This window comes from Gemella haemolysans, assembly GCF_012273215.1.
Taxonomy (GTDB): Bacteria; Bacillota; Bacilli; order Staphylococcales; family Gemellaceae; genus Gemella; species Gemella haemolysans_A.
The window spans coordinates 596,986-618,465 of the sequence record NZ_CP050965.1 but is presented as its reverse complement, the minus strand read 5'-3'; the positions used below and the strand labels follow the sequence as shown (position 1 = coordinate 618,465).

Below are 21,480 nucleotides of genomic sequence, written 5' to 3'. Positions count from 1 at the left end.
TTATTATGATTCTCTATACAAAATCTTCTTATCTTTGAATTTTGTATTAAGCACTATTAAGTATATCAAACTTCCTACCACAAATACTAGCGAAAGGACTTGAGATACTCTAAGACTTCCAATATAAAGTGAGTCTGTTCTCATTCCTTCTACAATGAATCTCTCTACTCCATATAAAATTAAATATGCAGCAAATACTTCACTTTGAGCTAATTTATTACGTATTAATAATAGTATTACCAGTGCTATTAAACACCATAAACTTTCATATAAGAATGTTGGTTGACGATATGCACCATCAATGTACATATTTTCAATAATGAAGTTCGGTATAAATCTGTTTTCTAAATATTGTTTAGTAACAATTTCACCGTATGCTTCATGGTTGAAAAAGTTCCCCCAACGTCCTAACATTTGTCCTACTAATAAGCTTGGAGCTATTATATCTAATAGTTTGATTATTTTTACCCCTCTTCTTCTCGCAAAAAAGTAAAGTACTAAAAATCCTCCAATTAAACCACCGTAAATGGCTATTCCACCATCCCAGATAGCTATCATACTACTAAAGTCTCCAGCGTAATATTCCCATCTAAATATTACATAATAAGCACGAGCAAAGATAAATGCTATTGGTAAAGCTATTAGTAATAGATCTAACATTGTATCTTGTTTTAATCCTCGTTTAGTCGCTTCTCTATCAGCAAGCAAGTACGCAAAAAATACTGTTGTAGCAATTATTATTCCATACCAATAGACAGGCTTACTGAATAGATGAAATGCAACCGGATCTAAGAAACCTAATGTCATTTTAGTTCACCCCATTATTCATATTATTTTGTTTTATTTCTTCTGCTAGTCTTGATGTAAAATCTTTAGCAGTATTAATTCCCATTTGATTTAATCTGTAGTTCATCGCTGCAGATTCTATAATGATTGCTACGTTTCGACCTGGTCTTACAGGAATTGTTTTCTTTTCAATTTTAGAATTAAGAATTTCTCTATGTTCATCTCCTAATCCTATACGATCATATTGTTTTTGATCATTCCATGTTTCTAAGTGTACATTCAATTGTAATCTCTTATCACTTCTTACTGCACCAGTACCAAATAGTGTCATTACATTAATAATACCTAATCCACGAATTTCTAATAAATGTTTTATTAGCGTTGATTCGCAGCTTCCTATTAAATAACCTTTTTCAAATTCTTTAATATCAACTCTATCATCAGCTACTAATCTGTGTCCACGTTTAATAAGCTCTAGAGCTATTTCACTCTTACCAATTCCACTTTCTCCTGTAATCAATACTCCAATACCATAAACTTCTATGAACACACCGTGAACTGAAGTTGCAGGTGCAAATTCTTTTCTAAGATAGTTTGAAATATTCCCCATAAGTTTTGTAGTATCTTGGTGACATCTTAAAACTGGTGTATCGTATCGATCTGCAGCTTCCTCTAATTCTTTAGGAACTTCTAAATCTCTTGATATAATAATACATGGAGTTATCCTTGTACAAAGCATTCTCATTCTTGATTTTTTCTCAATATCAGGAATTAATTTAAAAAATGATAATTCACTAGTTCCTAATATTTGAATTCTCTGTGGTGAATAATGAGAAAAATATCCTGCAAGTTGTAAAGCTGGACGTGATAATTCATCAGTAGTTATTTCTCTATCCAGTCCCTTTTCCCCACTAACAATTTCTAGATTTAATTTTTCTACAAGATCTCTTGTTGTAATTTTTGGCATAATTTTTTTCCTTTTATTTATTTTTAAATGTTTTTATTACTATCTTTCTATCATTTGTATTTAATATAAAGTTAAATAGCATAATAATTATCACCAAGCCAAAAGCTGTCCAAAAGGACATTATCTCAAAATGTGGCGACAATATAAAAGAAACTAAATATACTAGTGACGTCCTAATTAATAACGAAAATAATCCTAAACTAAATATTGATATCATTATAGTTATCAATAATATAGGTCGAACTAATATAAATAAAATAGTAATAAGTAATGCTCCTAAAAATCCGTATACTGGATGATCGACTCGCAAACTTCCTTTAGTCAAACCAGAAAAGGCAATTACAATAAATGTATTTAATATGACCTTTTTTATAATAGGCCAATATAATTTTTTAAATGTATACATATTTTTCCTTCTTCTTGTTATTTATATAAAGTAGAAAGTGAGAAGCAATGTCCTCACTTTCTTAAATTTATATTTTTAAAAATTATTTTGAAAACTCTTCTGTAATTTGAGGAACTACTTGTTTTTTTCGAGATACAACACCTTCTAGTGTCATAAAGTCATTTTCAAGAGTTTTTCCAAATGCAGCAGCAACTTTATCTTGTTTATCTCCTAATACTAATACTTCTGAATCTGAAGTTAAGATATTTGTGATTACAAATACGTATGCTGCTAATCCTTTAGAATCTAATTCTGCTTTAATAGCTGTTTCTAATTCTGCTTTTCTTACTGCTACTTCGTTCGCATCTACTGTGTTGATTTGAGCTACTACTAGTTTATCAGCACCTAAAACAAACTCTTTAGCATCTAATGAGATTAATGTTTCAGCAGTTTTGTCAGTTGTTGAAGCTCCGGCTTTAAGCATTGCTAAACCATATTCTTCAATGTTTACTTCAGCGATAGCTGCTAATTCTTCTGCTGCAATTTTATCACGTAAAGTACATGTTGGTGATTTGAATAATAATGAGTCAGAAATAATTGCTGATAGCATTAATCCTGCCATTTGTTTATCGATGTGAACACTTTGTTCTTCATAGATTTTTTTCAAGATTGTAGCAGTACATCCAAGTGGTTCAGCACGGTAGTATAGTGGTCCAGCAGTTTCAAAGTTTGCAATACGGTGGTGATCGATTACTTCACGAATAACTGCTTTTTCAATTCCATTAGCTGATTGTTGGAATTCATTGTGGTCAACTAAAATAACATGTTGTCCTTCTGCTACTTCGTCTACTAAACGTGGTAAGCGTACGTTGAAGTACTCAAGAGCATATCTTGTTTCATCATTGATTTCTCCAAGTCTTACAGCTTCTGTATCCATTCCTTGAATTCTTTTTAAGTTGTTGTATACAATGCTTGAACAAATTGTATCAGTATCTGGATTTTTATGTCCAAAAATTAAAATATTTGTCATTTTATAACTCCTTATTTTCTTATTTATACCTAATTATATTTTACCTTTTTTTAGTGATTATTTCAAACTTATTTTAATAAATTATAAGCTTTTTTTCGCTAAACTTAAGTCTACATGACAGTATCCTGTAGGATTTTTCTCTAAGTATTTTTGGTGATATTCTTCAGCATCAATATAGTTATTTACCGCTTCTACTTCTACAGCAATTTTCTTAGTATAATTCTTTTGAAGTTCTTCTATAAACTTAACAGCTCCGTCTCTTGTTTCTTCATCTACGTAGTAAATACCAGTTCTGTATTGGCGACCTCTGTCTCCACCTTGTTTATTAACACTTACTGGATCGATAATTCTAAAATAATGACGAAATACATCGTTTAATGGTAATACTGAGTTATCATATGTTAAGTAAATTACTTCTGCGTGATCTGTAGATTTAATATTTTGATAAGTAGTTTCTGCAGTCTGACCATTACTATATCCAACTCTTGTAGATAAAACTCCATCAAGTTGCGCAAAGTAACCTTCTACTCCCCAGAAACATCCACCTGCTAAATATATTTCTTTTTTCATGGTTTAGTTCCTCACATTCTATAGTCAAAATTCAAAATTTGTTAACTATTATTATACTATAAAACGCTAACTTTTAATATAATTATGCACTTCTATTGTATGCTAATTACATCAAATATTTGACATTCATAGTGTATTTATATAATTTTACAAAAACAAAGACAAGTACATAGCAAAGGTTGTACTTGTCTATTATATATATGTTTTATCTATTTATTTTCTATTCTGTAGTATGAGTTTCTTCAAACACTCTATGTTCAACTCTATAATTATGAAATATTGCATTTATTTCTGCTCCGATAATTAGTATATATCCTGTAATATACAACCAAATTATAAACGCCATAAATGCTCCGATTGTTCCATATGTTTTAATATAGCTAGAAAAATGATCTATGTAGTATCCGAATAGTCTACTTATTAAAGTCCAGGAAACTGTCGCAAATATAGAACCTGGTAAAATACTAATAGCTTTTAATTTTAAGTTTGGTCCCATTATATATAAAAATACAAATACTATAAATGTAAATAATATCGGGAAACTATAATTTAAAACTGACCATAAATTATAAAAACCTTCATCTAGATTAAATTTATGGAATAATAAGTATGTAAGTTGTTTTCCAAATACGACTAGTGCAAGAACTACGAACATTCCTACTAAAAACAACGCTGTAATTACTACACTAATTAATTTTGTTACTATCCATATTCTTCCGTCTCGAACTCTAAATGCATTATTAAAGGCAATAATAATCCCATAAATACCACTAGACGCTGACCATAAAGTAAATACAATACCCACGGTGATAATCGTATTATTCTTATTATTTAATACTTCAGAAATCATATCAAAAAGATAGTTACCCAAATCTCCAGGGGCGAAATTTTGAATCCTCTCTAATAGAAATTGTTGGTCAATTTTAAAGTATGGTGTTAAAGCTAACGCAACAATTAACATAGGGAATAATGATAAAATAAAATAATAACTTAAATTTGCAGATAGTAATGATATTTCATCATACATAAGACGATAATACATTTCTTTTACAAATTTTTTTATTGTTAATTTACCTTTTGGATTATCATCATAAAATGAATAATTTTTTTCTGGTATAAACATAATCTTATAAAATAAATTTAGCTACAGTCTTTACAGCTTTATAATACATTGGTAATGAAGATACTGAAAGTATGTTTAAACCTCCAACAGGAAACTTAGATTTTCCTGTTACAACATATCCTTTTTCTTCTAAATACTTTTTAGCTTCTTCTACTTTTGCACGTTCTTCTGAACTAAGATTTTCTTTTTTATGAAATACAGTAGCTGCTAATGCTCCAGCACCTACTAGTCCTAACAATAATTTTTTACCCATTAAAATCTCCTTAAAATTTAATTTTAAATTTTTGACAATATAATAATATTTTAAACCATTTACTTAAACAAAGCAACAAATATTATAATTTTCTATGACACTAATTGATCTACATTAAACCATATCTCACTCTTCTAGAAATCAATTAACATATAAACACAAAACATCCTAACCTCATTATTCGAGATTAGGATGCCTCAATATTATTTAGATTTGTTGTTTTCTTGAAGTTGCTGTACTATTTTCTTATCATAATAATCGTTCAAATTTTTCAAACTATACATTTTATTTATGTATATTCCTATAATACTAAAGAGGACTGTTATTACTAACAAGGTTACTAAAAGTGAGGCGACTATGGCATTAGCTTTTTTATGATTTGTTTTAAATTTCATAGTTTACTCACCTTCCTTCTCGTGTTCATTATGATCATGTTCTTCCTCTTTATTCTTATTTTCTTTTTCCTCTTTAGCCTTTTCTTCTTTTTCTTTCTTTTCTTTTTCTTTCTCTTTGTCAGTTTTTTCATCTTTGACTTTCAAATACATCTCTCGTTCGTGATCACTTTTATCAACAATTGAAACATGTATAATGTCATTTTCTTGTGATAATGTATAACTCTTCATATTTTTTAACACAAGAATATATCCTGCAAAGTTATTGGAATCTTTGAACTTATCTATATATATCCTGCCACCTCTAAAGTTAATTCTTACATCTTCTACATCATCTTTACTTTTCATTATGATGTAATTACTTTCTTGATAGACTTTAGCGCTATTGTTATACGTTTCTAATATTTTTTTATGAGCAAGTGCATATTCGTAATTAGAATAATCTAGAAATCTTTTTGAAGTCATCATAGTTGTTTGTATAATTAACATAAGTAGTAGTGTCAAAATTATTAATAGAAACAGTGATACAGTTAATTCTAGAAATGTAAATCCTTTTTTGTTCTTAACTATAGCTAATTTTTTCACCAGTATGTTCATCCTCTATTCTAGCTGATTTTTCATCTACACTTATGTAATAGTCACCTCGTATTACTGTGAACATGTGATTTTTGTAATGACTACAAATTTCCTCATATAATATTTCCTTCATTTCTAATTCTTTTTCTATCTTATTTAGATTTGAGTATTGGCGAACCATATTCGGAACCAAAAACACGAATAATAATGAGCATATAAATAGTGCCCCTATCATTTCAACAAAGGTGAAAGCTTCTTTGTTATACTTCATCTAGTGTTATGTATCCAGTATCTAAATGAACAATAATTCTATATCTACTATTATCAAACTGTACATCTACAGTATTTGCCTTAGACACTAGATTCCCCTTTCTGTATTCAAATGTAACCGAGGCTCCTCCTAACTTTGGTTTTCCTACTCTTTTAATTTTTTTCCAATGCTCATGATCATCATAAAATGTATCGTACTTATCATCGTTCACAAAAAAAATGATAAATGTTCTTCTTTCATTCAAACTTCGCGTTTGCACATTGTATATCTCTGAAACTAATTCATTAACCGCTAATCTTTCTTGATATTTTTCATAGGTGTTTATAGATATTCTTGATAATATTATTACTATGATACTTACTATCATTAATACAGCTAACATTTCTACTAAACTGAAGCCCTGCCTATTTTTGTAATGTCGCTTTACCATTAGCTATTACTATTTTTTTACCATTTGGTGCTGTACTAGCTTTGTCTGCTGGGCCATCTAAATAATGTTTTTCCACTAGTTTTTCGAAAGTAACATCTTTGTCTTTTTCATTGATTTCATAAGCTGTTACTTGGGATTGAACCGTTTTTTCATAAGCTTCAGAGCTTTTATCTTTTGCAGTATCTATATTCTTAGTAATATTAGGGATTATAAGAATTAGAAGTATTGCAATTATAAACAAAACGATTAACATTTCAATCAATGTGAATCCATCTTTGTTTTTGAACTTTTTAATAATATTTTCCATATATTCCTCCTTATTTAAGAGAGCTAGCCATATTAAATATCGGTAAAAGAATAACCATGTATAATCCGACAATAACTACGGCTAAAATACCAAATAAAATAGGTTGTAATTTTTTCAAGTTTTTATCTAACGATGTTAGAAAAGTATCTAGCATCAGTTCACTAAATAGTTTTAATTCTTTGTCAATCAAACCATTATTTTTTCCATGGCTTACAAATTTTCTCATAGATTTATCAAAGTATTTAATCTTTCCGATTGCATCCTCGAAGCCTATACCTTGATCTAACTCATTTAAAATATCTTTAGAAAAGAGCGTTAAGTAATAATCATAGTCTTCTTCAACCATGACTTCTAAAGCTGTCTTTAACGAAAATCCGCTCATAAGAAATAAACTTAATTCCATAGAAAATCTGTAAGAAAAATATAATTTAGAATAGTTCCTTACTTTAGGAATGTATAAAAGAGATTTTAAAAATAGATTTGGTTTATATTTAATTGTATAAAAGGTGTATCCTATACATATTAGTATAAGTAAAAAAATAATTGAAATAATTTTTGGAATGTAATATAGTGATTTGATTAATATAATAGTTTGGAGATCCATCTTAATATTAGATGAAGTATAGATGTTCTCAAATTGTGGAATTACTAGCGCATTAAAGACCATAATAAGGCAAATTAATGTGAGTGTTAAAAATAGTGGGTATCGTAAAGTTTTTATTACCTTTTCTTGTTGTATTTTTTTTATTTTTAGATATGTTTCAACTTCAAGTAACATATCTTCTATTCGACCGTAATCTTCAGCAAATTTTATTTTACTAACAATTAGTTGTGAATAACCAAGATATCCCAATATATCGGATAATTTACTTCCGTTAGAGAGTTTTTCTTTTATCTTTTTAATCTCGTCATCAGCAACTTCATATTGAATAAGTAAAAATTCTAAAGAATCCTCTAGCATATATCCATGATCAATTAATTCATATAGACGTTTTATAAAATATATTTTATTCTCTTTATCTAGAGCTTTTTTAATATCCCCATTTTTCTTTTTCATCAGTAGTGATTAACCCCTTCTCACATGCTAATTGAAATTTTTGCTCTAAAGAGTTTGCTATAATCTTATTATTATCTATATAATCATAAATATCTTCTTTTTTCAATATTTCGGTTACTAATCCTCTTTTTCCATTTGTTAAGTTGACCAATCTTTGAGAAATTATACAAATTATGGTCTGCTTAATATCTTCTAATGACAGGTTTAAATCTTTCAATCGATTAATTACACCGATAGAATTTTCTGCATGAATTGTACTTAATACTAAATGTCCAGAAAATGATGAAGTAATTACTTGACTTGCTGTTTTAAAATCTCTTATTTCACCGATTACCATTGCATCTGGATCGCATCGTAAGATTGATTTTAAAGCATTGTCATAATTTATTCCAGCTTTTTCGTTCACTTGCATTTGTATTAAAGTCGGTATGTTTTTCTCTACAGGATCTTCCACGGTAATTATCTGTTTATCCCTACTAGCTAATTCGCTAGCTAGTTTATACATTGATGTTGATTTTCCACTTCCTGTTGGTCCTGAAAATAGTATCAAACCATAGGCTCTTTTAGAAAGATTATATATAAATTCATTATCTTCCTCGAAGATACTGTAATCAACATCTTCTAATTCATTAATAAAAATCCTCACTACACATCCTTCATTAAGTTCACTTAACGGCAAGGTAGAAACGCGTAAAAAATAATCTTTTTCGTTATAGTTATAAACGAAACGACCACTTTGAGGTTCTTTATTTCTTGAAATATCTATGTTGGCATTATATTTCAACAAAGATATTATCTGTTCAATCTCCCTGTTAGTAAATTTTTCATATTTACTCAGGTGTCCATTCACTCTGAGTTGTATAAAGGAATCCCCTGATATATGCGGGTATATATGGATATCACTGGCTCTTTTTTCTATTGATTCGTTAATTATACGATTCATTAAAAGCTTTACATCAATAGCTATCACCCCATTTCCTAAAGAAAAGGAAAATATAGGCTAAGTATCACTACTTAGCCTATATTTAAAAACTATTAATTTAACTTACTACATTATAACTCTATAGCCTAAGTATTTGAGTCTGTTATAGATTTATATTTCTAGAAAAAGAATATCCCCTAAATCTTCTCAAAACTTCTTCTACTAATTTACAATCTTCACTATCAAGTGACTTAATCATATCAATTACTTCAAAGTGAGTATCTACCAACTCATCTGGTTCCCCTTTTTCTGTTTTATACCCCACAAGTTCGTCTATTGAAACGTTATACAGTTTTGCAATAGATACTAGTGTCGCTACATTAGGTTCGTTTCGACCGTATTCCCAGTTAGCATAAACACCATGAGATGATAACTCTAGTTTATCTGCTACAGTTGACATAGAGTAATTGTTCATTTTTCGAAGTTTTTTCAAGTTTTGTGCCAGTAATGTTCCTTTATTCTTCAAAGTAATCCTCCTTTCTCATCTATAACTATTATACCTTTTTTTTTATAAAAAATCAAATTAAATTATAAATTTTCGAACCTTTTTTTCATACTAATATAAAATACTGTTTGCAAATTATGTGTAATTTTTACAGAAAAATTAGTATAAACTCTGATATGTCAACCTTGAGAAAAAATAAAACAACGCTATAATTAGCGTTGTTTTCATTCTTTAAACAGGTTTTTCAACAGTTAATATTTTTATATTTTTTAATAAAGTTGTATAAACATAATTAGCTGCTATAAGGCCAGCTACTGATGGACAAAATGCGTTAGAAGCTGGTGGTATCTTAGCTTTACGTATTTCTGAATCTTGTTTCCCAATTTTTTCTAGGTATTCTTTATTCGCAATTGTTGGACTTTCTGTAGAAAATACTACAGGTACTTTTCCACGAACTCTCTCTTTTTTTAGTTTTGTTCTTATTACTTTTGCTAAAGGACAAACAGTAGTTTTACTAATATCAGCAATTTGGAATTTTGTTGGATCTATTTTATTTGCAGAACCCATCACACTAATTACTGGTATATTGTGAGCTAAACAATATTTTATTAAATGTATTTTAAACGTCACCGTATCACATGCATCTATTACGAAATCAAGTGGTTTCTCATAAAAGACAGGATAAGTATCTTCTGTGTAAAAGTCTTGAATAGCTATAATTTCACACTCAGGATTAATAGCTAAAATTCTTTTTTTCATCTCTTCTACTTTACTGTGACCCACTGTTTCTGTTGTTGCATGAATTTGTCTATTAACGTTTGTAATATCAATATTATCTTTATCCATTAATACCAATGAACCAACTCCAGAACGGGCTAATGACTCAGCCGCAAATGATCCTACTCCTCCTATACCTAGTATTCCTACTCTTTTATTTTTTAATATTTCTAAACCTTCAGTTCCTATTACTAATTCATTTCTTGAAAATTGATGTAACATTTTATTCTCCATATTCTTCTAAAATCAAATAATAAAAAGACTGGAAATTAGAATAACCAGTCTAAAAAAAACCAAAACGCCGTAGATTCTTACCTAAATTGGTCCTGATATAATCAGGTGGGCACGATAGCCTTACGTTCTAAAGTCTTCTCAAAGGAAGCATTTTATACTGATAAGCGATTTTCGTTCCCGTTCAAAAAGTGTTAGGCCCGAATGTGAGGTAAGTCATACAAGCGCTTTAGTTTTATATTTATATTTTACCACAGTTAAACTTGTAAAACAACCTCAAAATTTGTATAATCATGTGTTTGTTTTGTGTATTTTTTTATAAAACCTTATTTTTAAAAGGTTTTCATAATGAAAAATTAACAAAAATATTTTTCTAATATTAATTTGTTTTAGACTTATTTTATTTAATGTGTTTATATTAATTTAAAAGTTTTTTCAGAAACTTTCCTGTATAACTTTCATTGTTTTTTATTAATTTTTCTGGAGTACATTCTGCTAGAATTGTTCCTCCTCCTACTCCACCTTCTGGACCAAGGTCTATTAAGTGGTCACAGCATTTAATAACATCTAGATTATGTTCAATAACTACAACAGTATTTCCACCATCAACTAATTTATCTATTATTTTGATTAATCGACTAATATCATCAATATGCAATCCAGTTGTAGGTTCATCTAGAATGTATAGTGTTTTTCCTGTAGATTTTTTATAAAGTTCACTCGCTAGTTTAACCCTTTGAGCTTCTCCTCCTGACAAGGTTGTCGCACTTTGACCTAATCTTATATAATCAAGTCCTACATGAACAAGTGTCTCAAGTTTATTTTTTATTTTTGGAATGTTTTCAAAGAACTCATAAGCTTCTTTTATTGTCATATCTAGTACATCACTTATACTCTTACCTTTATATTTAACTTCTAATGTTTCTCTGTTATAACGTTTTCCTTTACATACTTCACACGGCACGTAAACATCTGGTAAGAAGTGCATTTCTATTTTTAATATTCCATCACCACTACAAGCTTCACAACGACCACCTTTAACATTAAAACTGAATCGTCCTTTTTTGTATCCTCGTAGTTTTGCTTCATTTGTACTAGCGTATAAATCTCGTATATCATCGAATACACCAGTATAAGTTGCTGGGTTACTTCGTGGGGTTCTTCCGATAGGACTTTGGTCTATATCAATAATTTTATCAATATTACCATCAATTCCTTCTACCGATTTTACTACTGTAGTATCAATTTCTTCTTTATTATGAACATTTTTTACAGAGTTAAACAATATCTCATTAACTAACGTTGATTTCCCACTTCCTGATACTCCTGTAACTCCAATAAATTTACCAAGTGGGAACTTCACATTAACGTCTTTCAAATTATTTTTTCTTGCTTTTTTAATAACTATATTTTCTCCATTACCTTCTCTTCTTTCAGTCGGTACTGGTATTTTTTTACGTCCTGATAAATATGCACCTGTTATAGAGTTTTCATTAGCCATAATTTCTTCTGGTGTTCCAACTGCCACTACTTGACCACCATGTTCACCAGCTTTAGGACCAATGTCAACAATATAGTCACAAGCCATCATCGTATCTTCATCATGTTCAACTACTAATACTGTATTTCCTAAATCTCTCATAGATAACATAGTATTAATTAGTTTTTCATTATCTCTTTGGTGTAATCCAATTGATGGCTCATCTAGTATGTAAGTAACCCCCATCAGTTTCGAACCAATTTGAGTCGCTAATCGAATACGCTGAGCTTCTCCTCCTGACAATGTTCCTGAAGATCTATCCAATGTTAAATAATCTAGACCAACATCATTTAAAAACTGTAATCTTGATTTAATTTCTTTAAGTACTAATTTTGCTATTGCATAATCTTTTTCACTTAATTTTATATTTTGGAAAAATTCATAGCTATCTTTGATAGACATCTCACAAATTTCTGCGATGTTTTTCCCAGCAACATAAACCGATAATATCTCTGGTTTTAAACGTTGACCTTTACAGCTACGACATGAGTCTTCCTTAATATACTTAGCCATCGCTTCTCTAGTCGCTCTAGTCATTCCTGATTTATAACGTCTAAGGATGTTATTCGCTACACCTTCAAAATATACTATGCGCGAACGTTGAATACCTTCATCATTAATATATTTATGAGTGATTTCCTCTTGATCGTTTCCGTATAAAATAATTTGTTGTTGTTCATCTTTCAAATCTTTAAATGGAGTATCCATATCTATTCCGAAGTGTTCACATGCACATTTTATTAGACTTGGATAATATGTAGATGTTGCATTATTATAAACTAGAATCGCACCTTCATTTATCGACAGGTCTTTATCAATAATTTTATTAATATCAACAGTTTCGTGCATCCCTAGCCCATCACATTCAGGACAAGCTCCTTGAGGGTTGTTAAATGAAAAGATACGTGGTTCTAAATCACCTAATGTGAAATCACAATGTTTACAACTATATTTTGTCGAGAATAACTGTGTAGTTTCTTCTTTCACATCATCTACTTCTACTAAATCATTGTTAGATAGATTTAATGAAGTTTCTAATGAATCTGCTAAACGAGTTTCAATTCCTTCTTTGATTACTATTCTATCTATAATAACACTAATAGAATGTTTTTTATTCTTATCTAATTCTGGAAGATCACCCACTTCAAATAGTTCATCATCTATTTTAAAGCGAATGTATCCGTCTTTTATTAATTTATCTATTAATTTCTTGTGTGTACCTTTTTTGTCTTTTACAATAGGTGCTACGATTTGTATTCTGCTACGTTCTTGCATCTGCATAATTGCATCTACAATTTGGCTTATAGAACTACTTTCTATCTTTTCATGATGATTTGGACAATAAATTTCTCCTATTCTTGCATAAAGGAGACGTAGATAATCGTAGATTTCCGTTACTGTCGCAACTGTCGATCTTGGATTTTTCGATGTTGTCTTTTGGTTTATTGATATAGCTGGTGATAATCCTTCTATAAGATCAACATCTGGTTTCTCTAAATTTCCAAGAAACTGTCTCGCATAGGCGCTAAGACTTTCTACATATCGACGTTGGCCCTCTGCATATATAGTATCAAATGCAAGTGAACTTTTTCCACTACCACTTAGACCAGTAATAACAACAAACTGATCGCGTGGAATCTCTAAATCTATATTCTTTAGATTATTTTCTCTTGCTCCTTGTATTATTATTTTATTTTTCTTTTGCATACATACCTCAATGTTTCTATACTATCAAATTTTATTATTCATTGTAAAATCAATTTTGTGTCCTATTTTTTTAGACTCATTTAATTTTACATTAACTTCCTTATTATATCATAAATGTAATTGAATATTAAAAAAGAAAGTTCTGAATAATAATTTCAAAACTTTTAAATTCTATAAATTTATTTTTGAATTGATAAAATACAATCATATGATTTATCATATATAGAATTGATCTATCATTCAATCAATATATCCTTTCAAATTTATACAATAAATCTATGATAAAATTTCTTTTAAATTTTCTATAATATTTTTCAAGCTATTTTCCACATCTTCTAAAGTACTTCCTATACTATTTAATAATTCATTTATATTTTCTTCAAAATCCTTAGGAAGAATTTTAGCGTGCTCTTTAGCGTACGATATCATTCTTTTTTCTCCAGGATGAGTAAGTTCATTTACCGCAAAGATAATATCAAAATAGGATTCTATAAATGCAGCAATACGGTGATTCACACTAACAAAATCCCCGCGTCTAAATGCTTTTAGAATCTGTTTATCATAAGAAGGTAAGTTCCCCGTTAATAAACGAAGATTTTTTGAAATAATATTTTCTTTTAACTCCTTAGGAAATGGAACTGAAAATCTTTCTTGTATTTTATGAAATTCTTTATATGGATCATAAAGAACTTTACTATTTTTCAAATTATACCAAAAACACTTTGTATATCCATTACCAGCATGATGTTTTTCCACAACATTTACTATATTTTTCTCAAATTCATCAATATTTCTATAAATTATATCTATATCTATCCCGTCAGACAAAGTACAATCATCTTCAACTTCCCAAAATTGATTATTTAATTCAATATAAGAACAATATTTATCTAAAATTAGTTTCCTAGAATCCTTATCAGGTATGCTTGTACAATAAATATAGAGGTCATAATCGGAACTTTTATCAAAGTTATTACCACTTCTAGAGCCCCCTAATACTATTGCTGTTACCTCAGGGAATTTAGTAAATTCAAGCCAAAGTTTATCAAATACTATCATTTTATTATCCTTTCAAATTTGATATAATCCCTATTACATAATATTCTAACATATATCTATACATGTATATATACCTATTTTATACTTTTATAAAATAAAAAAACTATGCCCTTAAATAGAGCATAGCTTTCATCTTAATTCATAGTATTAACGTAATTTTTCAAATAATATTATGCAATATTATCCATATCATAAAGTTTTCTATACTTGTCATTTGTTGCGTATAGCTCACTATGAGTTCCATCCATTTCAATTTCTCCATCTTTAATGAAAATTATTCTATCCATATATTCGATAGAGTTTAAATGGTGGGTAATCCATACGATTGTTTTATCTTTACTAGATTCAAAAATCGTAGTTAATAATTCATGTTCTGTTTTTGGATCTAAACCTACTGTTGGCTCATCTAGTAGTAATAATTCATTATTTTGAATTATACTTCTGGCAAAAGCTATACGTTGACGCTCTCCACCAGAAAATCTACTTCCAGTTTCGAATACATTAGTATCTATTCCGTCTGGTAAACTTTGCAGTAGTTTAGTTAATTGTGCTTTTTCTAAACTGTCATTAATTTTATTTTCAATTTCAGAATCTTCTACGCCAGCGTCTAAAAGAGCAAGTTTTAAATTTTCTCTAATAGTCATATCAAATAGATATGGTTTCTGATTTAATAGTGAGATTTCTGTACCTAACATAGTTTCTGTTGGTTTTTTATTAAGTACAACTATTTCTCCTTTATAATCTGTATATGTACCTGTTAGTAATTTTACTAATGTAGATTTCCCAACACCACTTCTTCCTAATATCGCTACTTTCTCACCTTTCTTAATTGAAAGTGATAAGTTGTTTAAAACTGTTTTACCTTTCTCATATTCAAACGAAAGGTTTTTAACATCAATAATATTTCCATCAGAATTTTTAGCTACTGTTATTTCAGTTTGTTCATTATCTTCTTGAGCGTAAAATTCTTTTACACGATTGATTGATACTTCGTAACCTGGTATATGAGCAACAGCTTCACTCGTAATTACAGCTACACTAAGAACTGATAATACCATCATACAAAATGATGCAATATATACATTTTCGATAACATTATTCATCGACATATTCCAACAGCTATAAATCATTAAGAATGCTGTAGCTCCAGCAAGTAGGTTTACAAAGTTTTCTCTTAAGTGAACGAATGTTTTAATTTTTCTTTCACGTTTTAGAAGTTTTTCTTCTTTTGCTTGATAATCATCCATAAATTTATTTACTTTATTAGAAGAAATCCAGTCACTTAATCCGAAAATCGCACTAGTAAAATCGCGATATAAATTATATTTAGCTTCTTTCATAATTTGGAAGTTTTTTCTTGTGATTGTTAATGACACAAATGGAACTACAAATATTATGAATAATCCAAATAAAGATGCTAAGATTGCATAATTCATATCATAACCAAACATTACCGTAATAAATATTACATATAATACTAACGAAATAATACTAGGGAAGATTGTTTTTAAGTAAATATTTTGCATATTCTCAATATCTTCTGAAATAATACCTAGTAGATCTCCAGATTTATATTCTTTCTTAAGTTTTAATGCTTTAGGTTCTAAAATTTTATATACCCTACTTCGCATTTTTTCAATAATTCCTAAAACTAAGTTATGACTTACTAGTCTTTGGATATAAGCAAATGTTGATTGTGCTAGTGAGAATGTTCTAGTTAATACAGTTGGAACTTGTAACATTAGGATATTTCCTATACGTAATGAAGCTTTACTAATTAAGAATCCTGATACATACATTAACGCTGCTCCACTAATAACTGACATTAATCCTAAGAAGATTATTCCACTCATGACAGCTTTATTCTTTTTAAGTTCTTTTCTTACTATTGAATTATTTTTCACTATAGCTACCTCCTACTAGATTAGCTTTTAACTGATCAAATCGAGGTGAATTTTTAAATTCTACGACTTTCTCGAAATCACTAACTCTTCCTTGTTCTAGATTTAACACATAATCTACATTATTTAACCAGTGTAGTCTATGTGTAGCTATAATAACTGTTCTTCCTATAAATAACTCTAGCAGTTTTTCTTTAATTTCGAACTCTGTTTCAATATCTAGATGACTAGTAGGCTCGTCTAGAATAATTATTTCTCTATTACTTATTAAAGCTCTAGCAATTGCTATACGTTGTGCTTGTCCACCACTTAGCTCTTGTCCACCTTCACCAATGTTAGTATCGAATCCTTGCGGAAGAGTTGAAATAAATTTGTCTAATCCTACTAATTTACTAATTTCTTTTAAGTACTCTTCACTAACATTTTCATCAGTATAGAATAAAATGTTATTACGAATTGTATCAGGGAATATATACGGAAACTGTGAAATATACGAAATATTATTTGACCAGTGTACATTTTTTAGATTTGTAACTTCACCATTAATTAATATTTCACCTTCACTTTGTTCATTAAATCCAGATAATATTGATATTAATGAAGTTTTTCCACTTCCACTCTGTCCTACAAGACAAATTTTTTCACCTTTATTTATAGATAAAGTTATATTATCAAGAATTTTCTTCTCATCTTTTATTAAACCTATATTTTTTAGTTCAATACTATCCACACTCTCAATAGAAGATTTCTCAGATTTATTTTTCTCATTATCAATTATCATTCTATTAATATCTTCATAAGCCATTTGCCCATCAAGCGTTGCATGATAATCTGTTGCAGCTTGTTTCATCGGTAGGAAAAATTCAGGTGCAATTAATAATACTGTTAATGATGGCAATAATACTGTACTACCATCTAATAATAATATCCCTAATCTAACCGCTAAAAGTGCGATTGCTATAGTGGTTAAGAAATCTAATGCGAAGCTATTTAAAAATGCTACACTAAGTGTTTTCATCGTACTTTGACGATATTCTCTATTTTTCTTCTCCATTATTGGTAAGTAATTTTTACTTACTCCTAAGAATTTAAGAGTTTCTACTCCTCGAATTGTATCAATAAAGTTATTAGAGAGAGCTCTATATTTTTTATACTGTCTGTTTGCCATATCTCTAGCATTAATTCCAAGTAAAATCATGAAAATTACGATAACTGGTATCACTGATATTATCATTAATGCAGATACATAATCTGTATAAAATATAAAAATAACTACTAACGTTGGTATTATTGCTCCACGTATTTGTTTTGATACATTCAATTCAAAATACTGTTTAACTTTTCCAATACCATCAATTGCTAAGGTTACTAATTTCCCTGATCCTTCTCTTGACGTAAAATCAGGTCCTAAATCAAAATAACTTGTTAGCAATTTTTTTCTAAGTTCTTTTTCAAATGTTATTGCATGATTTTCTGTAAAATATTGTTGTAAGTGTAAAAACACTATTCTAAATATATAACCTATTAAAAAAAGAACACTATCTCTTACAACATTATCAAAATTTTTATCAAAAAGACCCACTATGGCTTTTGCTAAAAAAGCAGCTTGTATAATTATACAAGCCGCTTCAAATATTGATAATATTAATAGTGTCAATGTAAGACTTTTTTTAACAGGAAGTTTTAATTTTGCTTCCTTTTTTTCATTGACTAATACTCCAATTTATCTTCTTTAGATAGTCGTTTTCTAAAAATAGAATATGACCAAACTTGGTATCCTAAAACAAATGGCAATAGGAATAATGCAACTATTGTCATAAGTCTTAGTGTGTATACTCCACTAGCAGCATCATAAATAAATAATGATTGACTAACATCATTACTGTTTATTATAGCACGTGGGAACATACCAGCGAAGACACTTAGAGTTAGGAACGCTAAAGTTCCTGACGTACTTAAGAACGCACCTAAGTCACGACCTTTGAAGTTTAAAACAAATGATAATACAAAGAATGCTACCGCTACTAAAGCTAGTACTAAACCAACATAATAGTTTGTTGTAAAGATATCTGTTTTAAATAGTGCCCAGATTGCGAATATTAATGTTACTACTGCAGCGAATGGGAATAATAATGCAGATGTCGCACGAGCTGCATTTCTTAATTCTCCTGTAGTTTTAAGAGCTAAGAATTGAGCTCCGTGAACTAACATTAGAAGTAACATCATAATTCCACCAAGAATAGTAAATGGTGATAATAATCCTAAGAAACCATCGACTAAGTTTTTCTTAGCATCAAGGTTTGCTCCTGTCATGAAGTTAGCTACTGCTATTCCCCATAAAATCGGAGGAAGTAAGCTACCTACAAACATTGCTATATCGAATGATTTAATCCAAGTTCTATTATTACCTAATTTACCTCTAAATTCAAATGATACGCCTCGTAAAATTAACGCAACTAGTAATAATACGAATGCGATGTAGTAACCACTGAATAATTTACCATACCAGATAGGAAACGCTGCGAACATCGCTCCACCACCTGTTAATAGCCATACTTCATTTGCATCCCAGAAAGGACCGATTGTATTGAAGTAAACGCGTTTATCTTCATCGTTTTTACCAAGTACTTGAGCTAGTACCCCAACTCCGAAGTCATATCCTTCTAATACGAAGAATCCTGTAAATAGTATTGTTATAAGTAAGAACCAAATATTTGGTAAGGCTACTGACCAATCCATACTATGCTACCTCCTTCACAGTTGTTTCTTTTTTGTTCATTGTGTATCTGAATGCGATAAATTGTATAATACCTAATACTGTATATAACACACAGAAAACTAATAATGAGAATAACACTGATGCACCAGAGTTTGGTGAAACTCCTGATTCAGTAGCCATAACTCCAAAGATTAAGAATGGTTGACGTCCCATCTCTGCCATAATCCAACCACAAGCAGTAGCAACTTCAGCTACTAGAAGTGTCCAAGGCATAAGTTTTAAGAACCAACGTTTCTTAGTTTCAGTTCTCTTGAATGAATAAATAGTTCCAAGTAATGACATTAGAATTAAGATACCCACAGAAGCTGACATAATTCTGAATGAGTAGTAAATAGTCGGCACATGTGGTGTGTAATCAATATGTTTTCCAACTACTGGATAATATTTTTCGTCCATTTCTTTTTGAAGAGATTTCATACCTTTAAGGCTTCCTTCAAATTTATCATATGCTAAGAAACTTAACATACCTGGAACTTCAATATAATGTTCTGCTTTTTGTTGTTTTTGATCGATTGTTGCTAACACTGAGAATGGTGCTGAGTTTCCTGTATCTTCATATAGTGCCTCAGCAGCTGCAACTTTCATAGGATATTCTCTTACTAAATATTGCATTTGAGAGTGCCCAGTTACGAATAATCCAGTTGAACCGATTAGAGCAGCAATAATTGAAACTCTAAAAGCTTTTCTGAAGATTGCAACTTCGTGTTTACGAAGCATTTTCCAAGATGCAATACCTGCAATTGTAAATGCCCCTACAGTTATCGCCATTGTAATTACGTGAGGGAATTGGTTCCATAAATATGGGTTTTTAATAATTGCAAAGAAATCAATCATCTCTGCTTTCTTACCAATTACATTGTTCTCAACGTATTTAACACCAACTGGGTGTTGCATGAAAGAGTTAGCAGATAAAATCCAGAACGCTGACATAACTGTTCCGATACCTACTAACCAAATACACATTGCGTGTAATTTTTTGTTAATTTTCTCCCAAGAGAAAATCCAAATACCGATAAATGTTGACTCAAGATAGAATGCAAGTAATGCTTCTATCGCAAGTGAAGGTCCAAAAACATCTCCTACGAATGAAGAATATTCAGACCAGTTCATACCAAATTGGAACTCTTGTAGGATACCTGTAACAACCCCAACAGCGAAGTTAATTAGGAATAAATGACCAAAGAACTTCGTAATTCTTTTGTAATGCTCATCGCCAGTTTTAACATAAATACTTTCAAAAATCGCGATTAAGAACACCATACCAATAGTAATCGGTACAAAGAAGAAGTGGAACACTGTTGTCGCTGCGAATTGTATCCTAGCAAGTAATAGTGGATCCAACATAGATATACCTCCTTTAAAAATATTAAATTATATTTAGTGCAAATATTTATAATATTATTTTATAACATAGTCTTTATTATAGCAAAACAAAAATGATAAAAAGTAGCACTTTTCCTACTTTTTACCATTTTTCGTTCACATTTTGTTCACATTTGACGATAGATTCTTTATTATCGCATAGTCATACTTTTCTTATTTTAAATTTTTTCTTATTTTAATTGTGAGTTACTCCTAGCATTAGACTAACTATTAAAATTATTAGTACTAATAAACAGATTCTCACGAATCTAAAATCTTTTTCTTCAAGATAAACATAAAGCAACCCGATTATTCTCAGTACAGGTGTTAATATTAATAAGAATATCCCAAACATTAAATATGAGTAATAATTTAATGTTGTTAATCCTTTTAGCATTTCTATGAAAGTATACCTTTCTATAGTTAAAACACCATCTACTCCATGTATAAAACTTAGTATTATCCCTGTTATAATAAAGAATGAACTAATAAATACTCCAGTCTTTAATATATTAGAAATAACGACATTTATATCTCTTTTCTTTTCCAT

At 29.6% G+C, this 21,480-nt stretch carries 23 protein-coding genes and 1 other RNA gene; all 24 read right to left on the bottom strand.

Features of this window, described 5'->3' with window-relative positions; translation table 11 throughout:
- Positions 1-3 precede the first annotated feature (3 nt).
- Positions 4-807, bottom strand: coding sequence for a prolipoprotein diacylglyceryl transferase (gene lgt, locus FOC48_RS03005; RefSeq protein ID WP_003146269.1), 804 nt, complete (start codon positions 805-807; stop codon positions 4-6).
- Position 808: 1 nt separating this feature from the next.
- Complete coding sequence (gene hprK / locus FOC48_RS03000) at positions 809-1,753, bottom strand: HPr(Ser) kinase/phosphatase (protein WP_003146270.1); 945 nt, start codon at positions 1,751-1,753, stop codon at positions 809-811.
- A 13-nt stretch (positions 1,754-1,766) separates the two neighbouring features.
- Complete coding sequence (locus FOC48_RS02995; RefSeq protein WP_003146271.1) at positions 1,767-2,159, bottom strand: phage holin family protein; 393 nt, start codon at positions 2,157-2,159, stop codon at positions 1,767-1,769.
- Positions 2,160-2,241: 82 nt separating this feature from the next.
- Entirely contained in the window at positions 2,242-3,168 is a 927-nt protein-coding gene (locus FOC48_RS02990; RefSeq protein WP_003146272.1) for a manganese-dependent inorganic pyrophosphatase, read from the bottom strand.
- An 81-nt stretch (positions 3,169-3,249) separates the two neighbouring features.
- Entirely contained in the window at positions 3,250-3,738 is a 489-nt protein-coding gene (gene msrA / locus FOC48_RS02985; protein WP_003146273.1) for a peptide-methionine (S)-S-oxide reductase MsrA, read from the bottom strand.
- 220 nt (positions 3,739-3,958) lie between these two features.
- On the bottom strand, positions 3,959-4,861 hold the full coding sequence (locus FOC48_RS02980) for a YihY/virulence factor BrkB family protein (protein ID WP_003146274.1): 903 nt from the start codon (positions 4,859-4,861) through the stop codon (positions 3,959-3,961).
- 4 nt (positions 4,862-4,865) lie between these two features.
- Positions 4,866-5,114: a hypothetical protein gene (locus tag FOC48_RS02975; protein WP_003146275.1), complete on the bottom strand. Its 249-nt coding sequence runs from the start codon at positions 5,112-5,114 to the stop codon at positions 4,866-4,868.
- A 203-nt stretch (positions 5,115-5,317) separates the two neighbouring features.
- Complete coding sequence (locus tag FOC48_RS02970; protein ID WP_035466785.1) at positions 5,318-5,509, bottom strand: hypothetical protein; 192 nt, start codon at positions 5,507-5,509, stop codon at positions 5,318-5,320.
- A 3-nt stretch (positions 5,510-5,512) separates the two neighbouring features.
- A complete protein-coding gene (locus FOC48_RS02965; RefSeq protein ID WP_003146276.1) occupies positions 5,513-6,091 on the bottom strand; it encodes a hypothetical protein in 579 nt (192 codons plus the stop codon).
- A complete protein-coding gene (locus FOC48_RS09935; RefSeq protein ID WP_254263192.1) occupies positions 6,069-6,215 on the bottom strand; it encodes a hypothetical protein in 147 nt (48 codons plus the stop codon). The genes FOC48_RS02965 and FOC48_RS09935 overlap by 23 nt, the downstream gene beginning before the upstream one ends.
- A 127-nt stretch (positions 6,216-6,342) precedes the next feature.
- The gene (locus tag FOC48_RS02955) at positions 6,343-6,783 is read right to left on the bottom strand and encodes a prepilin-type N-terminal cleavage/methylation domain-containing protein (RefSeq protein WP_003146278.1); all 441 of its coding nucleotides are present in this window, start codon (positions 6,781-6,783) and stop codon (positions 6,343-6,345) included.
- Positions 6,758-7,090: a competence type IV pilus major pilin ComGC gene (gene comGC, locus FOC48_RS02950; protein WP_003146279.1), complete on the bottom strand. Its 333-nt coding sequence runs from the start codon at positions 7,088-7,090 to the stop codon at positions 6,758-6,760. Before comGC ends, FOC48_RS02955 begins: the two co-directional genes overlap by 26 nt.
- Before the next feature lie 10 nt (positions 7,091-7,100).
- Positions 7,101-8,147 (bottom strand): competence type IV pilus assembly protein ComGB, encoded by a 1,047-nt coding sequence (comGB, locus tag FOC48_RS02945; RefSeq protein WP_003146281.1) that lies wholly within the window; start codon positions 8,145-8,147, stop codon positions 7,101-7,103.
- Positions 8,122-9,090, bottom strand: coding sequence for a competence type IV pilus ATPase ComGA (gene comGA / locus FOC48_RS02940; RefSeq protein ID WP_035466877.1), 969 nt, complete (start codon positions 9,088-9,090; stop codon positions 8,122-8,124). The genes comGB and comGA overlap by 26 nt, the downstream gene beginning before the upstream one ends.
- A 142-nt stretch (positions 9,091-9,232) precedes the next feature.
- Complete coding sequence (locus FOC48_RS02935) at positions 9,233-9,595, bottom strand: helix-turn-helix domain-containing protein (protein WP_003146283.1); 363 nt, start codon at positions 9,593-9,595, stop codon at positions 9,233-9,235.
- A gap of 210 nt (positions 9,596-9,805) precedes the next feature.
- A complete protein-coding gene (locus FOC48_RS02930) occupies positions 9,806-10,573 on the bottom strand; it encodes a tRNA threonylcarbamoyladenosine dehydratase (protein ID WP_003146284.1) in 768 nt (255 codons plus the stop codon).
- 64 nt (positions 10,574-10,637) lie between these two features.
- Positions 10,638-10,821, bottom strand: a non-coding RNA gene (gene ssrS, locus FOC48_RS02925) — 6S RNA.
- Between the two features lie 179 nt (positions 10,822-11,000).
- A complete protein-coding gene (gene uvrA, locus FOC48_RS02920) occupies positions 11,001-13,829 on the bottom strand; it encodes an excinuclease ABC subunit UvrA (protein ID WP_003146286.1) in 2,829 nt (942 codons plus the stop codon).
- Positions 13,830-14,105: 276 nt separating this feature from the next.
- Entirely contained in the window at positions 14,106-14,888 is a 783-nt protein-coding gene (locus FOC48_RS02915) for a DUF4037 domain-containing protein (protein ID WP_003146288.1), read from the bottom strand.
- A 170-nt stretch (positions 14,889-15,058) separates the two neighbouring features.
- The gene (gene cydC, locus FOC48_RS02910) at positions 15,059-16,792 is read right to left on the bottom strand and encodes a thiol reductant ABC exporter subunit CydC (protein ID WP_003146290.1); all 1,734 of its coding nucleotides are present in this window, start codon (positions 16,790-16,792) and stop codon (positions 15,059-15,061) included.
- The gene (gene cydD, locus FOC48_RS02905) at positions 16,782-18,446 is read right to left on the bottom strand and encodes a thiol reductant ABC exporter subunit CydD (protein WP_003146291.1); all 1,665 of its coding nucleotides are present in this window, start codon (positions 18,444-18,446) and stop codon (positions 16,782-16,784) included. The genes cydC and cydD overlap by 11 nt, the downstream gene beginning before the upstream one ends.
- Positions 18,447-18,499: 53 nt before the next feature.
- Positions 18,500-19,528, bottom strand: coding sequence for a cytochrome d ubiquinol oxidase subunit II (cydB, locus tag FOC48_RS02900; protein WP_003146292.1), 1,029 nt, complete (start codon positions 19,526-19,528; stop codon positions 18,500-18,502).
- Between the two features lies 1 nt (position 19,529).
- Positions 19,530-20,912 (bottom strand): cytochrome ubiquinol oxidase subunit I, encoded by a 1,383-nt coding sequence (locus tag FOC48_RS02895; protein WP_003146293.1) that lies wholly within the window; start codon positions 20,910-20,912, stop codon positions 19,530-19,532.
- 214 nt (positions 20,913-21,126) lie between these two features.
- Entirely contained in the window at positions 21,127-21,480 is a 354-nt protein-coding gene (locus FOC48_RS02890; RefSeq protein ID WP_003146295.1) for a DUF1634 domain-containing protein, read from the bottom strand.